The organism is Streptomyces sp. NRRL WC-3549 (genome assembly GCF_000721935.1).
Lineage (GTDB): Bacteria > Actinomycetota > Actinomycetes > Streptomycetales > Streptomycetaceae > Streptomyces.
This window is the reverse complement of sequence record NZ_KL585406.1, coordinates 7792-13434: the sequence shown is the minus strand read 5'-3', so window position 1 is coordinate 13434 and position 5643 is coordinate 7792. Positions and strand designations below refer to the sequence as shown.

Genomic DNA, 5643 nt, shown 5'->3' with positions numbered 1-5643 from the left:
GGGGCCGGCAGCCGTGGTTCCGGTGCGGTGGACAGCGGTTCGACGCGGTCGGCCACCGGCTCGGCCTTCGCCGCCTTCGCCGTCGTGCTCGCGTCGCTCCCCGTGCCGCCGCAGCCGGTGAGCGCCGTCGTGAGGGCCACCAGGGCGGCCAGGACGCCGAGTCGGGCGGTGTGCGGCCGTGCGGCTCTTGGTCCCGATACAGCTGGGTACTGGGGAAATCGCACGAGTGCACCGTCCTGGGAATGTTGCGAAGGGGAGTGGCGGAGGGGGTTCCGGCACGGGCTGAGTACACCTTAGGTTAGCCTTACCTATGTTTCTAGCCCTTCGGGAGGGTCCCATGCAGCCGTCCAGATCCGTCCGCGCGCTCGCCGTCGCGCTGTTCGCGGTGGTGCTGGGAGCATTGTTTCCAGCCACCGCCGCGCAGGCGGCGAGCCGCACGGTGCAGGGCGGCAGGCTCGACTGGGCCGTCAAGTCCTCGTTCCAGAGTTACGTCACCGGCCCGATCGCCCAGGGCAGTTGGAGCCTCACCGGGGGAGCCGCCACGGTCGGCGGCAGTCAGTTCCGCTTCCACTCCGCCACCGGCTCCTACGACCCGGGCAGCGGGGAGTTCCGGGCCGGCTTCTCGGGCGGCGTCCGCTTCGTCGGCCACAGGCAGTCCGACGGCTCCGACCAGTTGGACCTCACCATCAGCCGTCCCACCGTCCGGATCTCCGGCGGCAGCGGGACCCTCTACGCCGACACGGTCAGCAAGGACCGCGAGAGCGGGCGCGTCACCACCACCGCCCAGGTGCCGATGGCCACGCTCGGCCTGTCGGGGATCAACATGCGGGGCGGGTCCACGCCCATCGCCCTCGACTCCGTCCCCGCGACGCTGACCGCCCAGGGCGCGACGGCCTTCGCCGGCTACTACGCGGCGGGCACCCCCCTGGACCCGATCACCCTCTCCGTCGACACCAAGGCCCCGGCTCAGGCGCCGGCCGCCCCCGCCTCCCCGTCGCCGTCCCCCTCGAAGGCGAAGAAGCCCGGGAAGGCCGCGGGCCGCTTCGAGGACGCGGCGGTGGACTGGGGCGTACGGCGCACCTACCGCGAGTACGTCACCGGCTCCATCGCCCAGGGGAAGTGGACCCTCACCGACGGCGCCCAGGACGGCGGTGCCCTCTTCCGCTTCCCGCAGGGCAAGGGCACGTACGACGCGGAGAGGCAGAGCCTGGACGCCGCGTTCGCCGGCCGCGTCCACTTCACCGGCAAGGGCGGCCTCGACCTCGAACTGGCCGGTGTCACCGTGAAGGTGGCCTCGGGCAAGGGGACCCTCCGCGCCGACGTCACCAGCGAGGGCGGTACCCGCGAGGACGTACCGCTCGTCACCTTCACCGCCAAGGGCCTCGCCCCGAAGGACGGCCTCGCCGTCCTCACCGAGGCCCCCGCGACCCTGACCGCGGACGGCGCCAAGGCCTTCGGCTCGCTCTACACCGCGGGTACCGCGATGGACCCCGTCTCCCTGGCCGTCGCCGTCGACGCGAAGGCCGAGCTGCCCGCACTGCCCGACCTGGGCACCACCGCCGGACCCTCCGCGGCACCCGAGGAGAAGCCGGCGGCCACGCCGTCCACCCGGCCGGTGGCCGCGGAGGCCGGGACCGGTGCTGCTCGCCGCCGCGGGCGGCGGTCTCTGGCTGGCCCTCCGGCGGCGTAAGGCCGCCGGGAACCCCTGAACCTTCCCTCCCTCCCCTCACACGTTCCCAACCACCCACGTCTCCCCTGGAGTCACCGTCATGGCCGCTACCCGCCGCCCCATAGCCCTCGCCGCCGCGGTCGCCACCGCAGCCGCCCTTGGCGCGACCTTCGCCCTCCCCGCCCTCGCGGCAGACGCCGAGGAGGCCGCTCCCGCCGCCACCAGGCACCTGACGGACGGCACGCTGGACTGGGGCTTCAAGGAGTCCTTCCGCAGATACATCGGCGCGGCCGGCACCGTCACCGTCAAGGACGGGGCCACCCAGGCCGCCGGCAACGGTGCCTTCACCTTCGGCAACGGCAAGGGCACCTACGACACCTCCACCCACGCCACCGCCACCGCCTTCGACGGCAGCGTCACCTTCAGCGCCCACGGTGGCGTCCTGGACATCACCCTCTCCGACGTGAAGGTCACGACGACCCTCACCGGGGGTGCGATCACCGCCGACGTGAAGACCCCCGAGGGCACCCAGGACGACGTCGCGGTCGCCGCGCTGGACCTCTCCACGGTCCGCCCGAGCCAGGGCGAGGGCGGCGCGACGGTCTACAAGGACATGCCCGCCACCCTCACCAAGGCGGGCGCCGAGGTCTTCGACAACATGTACGCGGAAGGGGCGGAGCTCGACGCCGCCACCCTCTCCGTAAAGACCGCCCCGGAGCCGAGCGAGGAGCCGACGCCGAGCGAGGAGCCGAGCCACGAGCCGAGCGAGGAGCCCTCGAAGGAGCCCTCCCAGGAGCCGGGCGAAGAGCCCTCGGCGGGGCCGTCGACCGGGCCCGGCCACCCCACCCCGTCCTCCTCCGCCTCCCCGCGTCCCTCCGCGTCCGCCACCAGCCCGGCCGTCGAGCAGGGCCCGGTCGTCGACGGCACCCTCGACTGGGGCGTCAAGGAGTCCTTCCGCGCCTACGTCACGGGTCCCATCGCCCACGGCGAGATCAAGACGTCCGGCGGCGCCACGGCCTCGTCCGGCGGCTACCGCTTCCCCGACGCCACCGGGGCCTTCGACGCCGACCAGCAGACCCTGGAGGCCGAGTTCGCCGGCTCGGTCCGCTTCCTCGGCCACAAGGAGGAGGGTGCCCACACCCTCGACCTCTCCCTCAGCAAGCTGCGGGTCCAGGTGAAGGGCTCCACCGGCACGCTGGTCGCCGACGTCTCCACCAAGGACCGCCGCACCAAGGAGGTCGCCACCTACACCGCCCTGACGGTGGCCGACCTGAAGCTCCCGGCCGGTGAACTCGCCGCCGAGGACGGGGTCGTGACGCTGAAGGGCGTTCCCGCCACGCTGACCGCCGACGGCACCAAGGCGTTCGGCGGCATGTACGACAAGGGCGAGGCGCTCGACGCCCTGACCGTCGCCGTCGCCCTGGACGAGGACGCCGAACTCCCGGGCGCCACCGGCGGATCCGGCGGCTCCGGCTCCGCCGGAGGCAGCGGCTCCATCGGCGGGTCCGGTACGACCGGCGGGTCCGGTGGCACGGTCGGCGGCGGGTCCGTGGGCGGCTCCCTCGGCGGCTCGGGCTCCCTCGCCTCCACCGGCTCCGACCTCCCGACCGGCGCACTGGCCGCCGCCTCGGGTGTCGTCGTCGCGGCGGGCGCCGGTGTGGTGATCGCCGCACGCCGTCGCCGCGCCGACGCCGTCTGATCCGTGCCCCCCGGAACCACCCGGCGGGGCCGCACCGGCGACAGCCTGTCTCTTATACACATCTGTATAAGAGACAGCCGCCGGGGTGCGCGGCCTCCGCGCGGTGCTTGAATGCCCGGCCTTGCCAAGGCGTCAGCTTCTCCGACAACGCTGTCCTCACCGGAGCGGCAGTCCTTCTGTGGGGACCGGGCGCATCGCTCGGATTCCCCTCGCCCTCTCCGCGGCCGGTGACTTAGGGCCCGACTCGGCCGACCGTGTCAGCCTCGTCGCGATGACCGGCTACGTCGCTCTCCCAGGAGGACCGCACCCGGGTGCGAGGCGTTTCGGCCCCCCGGGCGTGGGCAGCACTGCCAGTGCGGTGTCTGCGATGTTCCGCACCGTCTCCGGGCCCAGGCCGGCCTTGCCTACCGCCTCGATACCGCGGACCACGGTCAGCAGCAGTGCCGCCAGCCGCTCCGGGTCCGCAGCGCTGTCGATGTCACCGTGGCGCTGGGCGGCGCTGATCTCCGTCCGCAGCAGGGTCAGCAGTGCCGTCATGGTCTCGGCCGAACGTCCGGCGACCGTCGGATCGCGCTGGGCCATTTCCGCCGCGCCCTTGGCCAACAGGCACCCGCGGCGCTCGGTGTCCAAGGCGGTGTTCTCCGCCATGAGGTGCACGTATTCCGACAGCCGGGCCAGGGCCTCTGCGTCCGGGCCACCTGCCAGCCGCCCTTCGGCCACCTCGACGACTGCGGTGCACCAGTCGCCGAACACGCGGTGGAACAGCTTGCCCTTGTCGCCGAAAGCGCCGTACAGGCTGCCCTTGCCCAGGCCGGTCGCCCGGGCGATGTCGTCCATCCGGGTCCCCGCATAGCCGGTCGCCCAGAACTGTTCCCGGGCCCGCTCCAGGACGTGGCGTTCGTCGAATGCGCGTGGTCTCGGCATGGTCTCAGCCTAACCGTTCTTGACTCGATCGTCCATTACTGCCTACGTTATGGACGATCCATTCCAGAACTGAAGGGTTCGACATGCCAGGCGTACTGCAGGAGAAGGTGGCCGTGATCACCGGAGGGACCAGCGGGATCGGGCTGGCCATCGCCCACCGCTTCGTCCGGGAGGGCGCACGGGTCTTCGTGACCGGCCGGGACGTCGACCGCCTCGAAGCGGCGGTCGAGGAGGTGGGCCCCGCGGCCACCGGCGTGCGATCCGACATCTCGGACCTGGCCGACCTGGACGCGCTCTACGCGCGCGTCCGCGAGGAGGCCGGGCGCATCGACGTCCTGGTGGCCAACGCGGGAATCGCTGCGGACGCCGCGCTCGGCGCCCACACCGAGGCGAACGTCGACCTGACGCTCGCCGTCAACGTCAAGGGCACGCTGTTCACCGTTCAGAAGGCGCTTCCGCTGTTGGCGGAGAACGCCTCCATCGTGGTCGTCGGCTCGAGCAACAGCGTGCGGCCCAATGAGCAGCTCGAGGTCTACAGCGCCTCGAAGGCGGCGGTGGGCAACCTCGTGCACAACTGGGCCCGGCAGTCACGGGAGCGCCGATTCCGGGTCAACGTGCTCAGCCCGGGTCCCACGCGGACCCCTGGCCTGCTGGGCGCCGCGGGACCGGCCGCCGATCAGTTCGCCGAGGCCACCGTGCCACTGGGGCGGCTGGCTGACGCCGAGGAAATCGCCGAGGCCGCCCTCTTCCTGGCTTCGGACGCCTCGTCGTTCGTCACCGGTGCCGAACTCTTCGCCGACGGCGGCTACACCAGGGCCTGAGCGACGGCCGGCGGTGCGCATCCGGTCCCCGCGGAGCGAGGGGGCGCACCGGCGTCGCGGCAGCCAGCCGCGGTCGCGACGGAGCGAGTAAGCCTTGTCTCCGCCGAGGTGGCCAGGCCGGGTCCGCGGTCGCCCGCCATCGCGGCGGGCGGCACGGGCTTGCGTCCGGGCGCCGGTCTCAGGCGCTGAGCGGGAACGCCTCGCCCAGCTCGCGGAAGACGGCGGTGTTCAGCGCGAAGGCGCGCTTGCACTCGTCGACGATGCGCTGCTTCTCCAGGTCGTCGGCGTTCACCGCGTCCAGCAGCTCCCGGTACTCCCGCTTGAAGGCGGCCGGGTTGGAGATCTGCTCGAAGACGTAGAAGCGCACGCCGTCGCCCTTGCGCTCGAAGCCCCAGGTCTTCTCCGCCGTGCCTCGGATGATCTGGCCGCCGGAGAGGTCCCCGAGGTAGCGCGTGTAGTGGTGCGCCACGTACCCGGCCGGCCAGTCGCGGGCGCACTCGGCGACCCGCTCGGCGTACGCGGCCGTGGCC

Annotated in this window: 5 protein-coding genes and 2 pseudogenes; 4 read left to right on the top strand and 3 right to left on the bottom strand. The window is 72.7% G+C overall.

Annotated elements, in window-relative coordinates:
* A pseudogene (locus IH13_RS42435) lies at window positions 1-224 on the bottom strand (ABC transporter substrate-binding protein); the annotation flags it as partial.
* Window positions 225-337: 113 nt separating this feature from the next.
* Between IH13_RS42435 and IH13_RS0118665 the strand changes: the two are divergent.
* From IH13_RS0118665 to IH13_RS44700, 3 genes and pseudogenes are all read left to right on the top strand, one after another.
* Window positions 338-1690, top strand: coding sequence for an HtaA domain-containing protein (locus IH13_RS0118665; protein WP_051835873.1), 1353 nt, complete (start codon window positions 338-340; stop codon window positions 1688-1690).
* Between the two features lie 79 nt (window positions 1691-1769).
* Window positions 1770-3368 carry an HtaA domain-containing protein gene (locus IH13_RS0118660; RefSeq protein ID WP_031085885.1) on the top strand — a complete coding sequence of 533 codons (1599 nt, stop codon included), beginning with the start codon at window positions 1770-1772 and terminating at the stop codon, window positions 3366-3368.
* Between the two features lie 131 nt (window positions 3369-3499).
* Window positions 3500-3682: pseudogene (locus IH13_RS44700) on the top strand (MFS transporter); the annotation flags it as partial.
* On the opposite strand, the gene IH13_RS0118655 reads toward IH13_RS44700, so the two are convergent.
* On the bottom strand, window positions 3648-4292 hold the full coding sequence (locus IH13_RS0118655; protein WP_031085884.1) for a TetR/AcrR family transcriptional regulator: 645 nt from the start codon (window positions 4290-4292) through the stop codon (window positions 3648-3650). The pseudogene IH13_RS44700 and the gene IH13_RS0118655 overlap by 35 nt on opposite strands.
* 83 nt (window positions 4293-4375) lie before the next feature.
* Here IH13_RS0118655 and IH13_RS0118650 point away from each other — a divergent pair, with 83 nt between their 5' ends.
* Window positions 4376-5113 (top strand): SDR family NAD(P)-dependent oxidoreductase, encoded by a 738-nt coding sequence (locus IH13_RS0118650; protein WP_031085882.1) that lies wholly within the window; start codon window positions 4376-4378, stop codon window positions 5111-5113.
* 178 nt (window positions 5114-5291) lie between these two features.
* Here the strand turns inward: IH13_RS0118650 and IH13_RS0118645 are convergent.
* Window positions 5292-5643, bottom strand: a 352-nt coding sequence (locus IH13_RS0118645; protein ID WP_031085878.1) for a biliverdin-producing heme oxygenase, incomplete at its 5' end; no start/stop codon positions are given.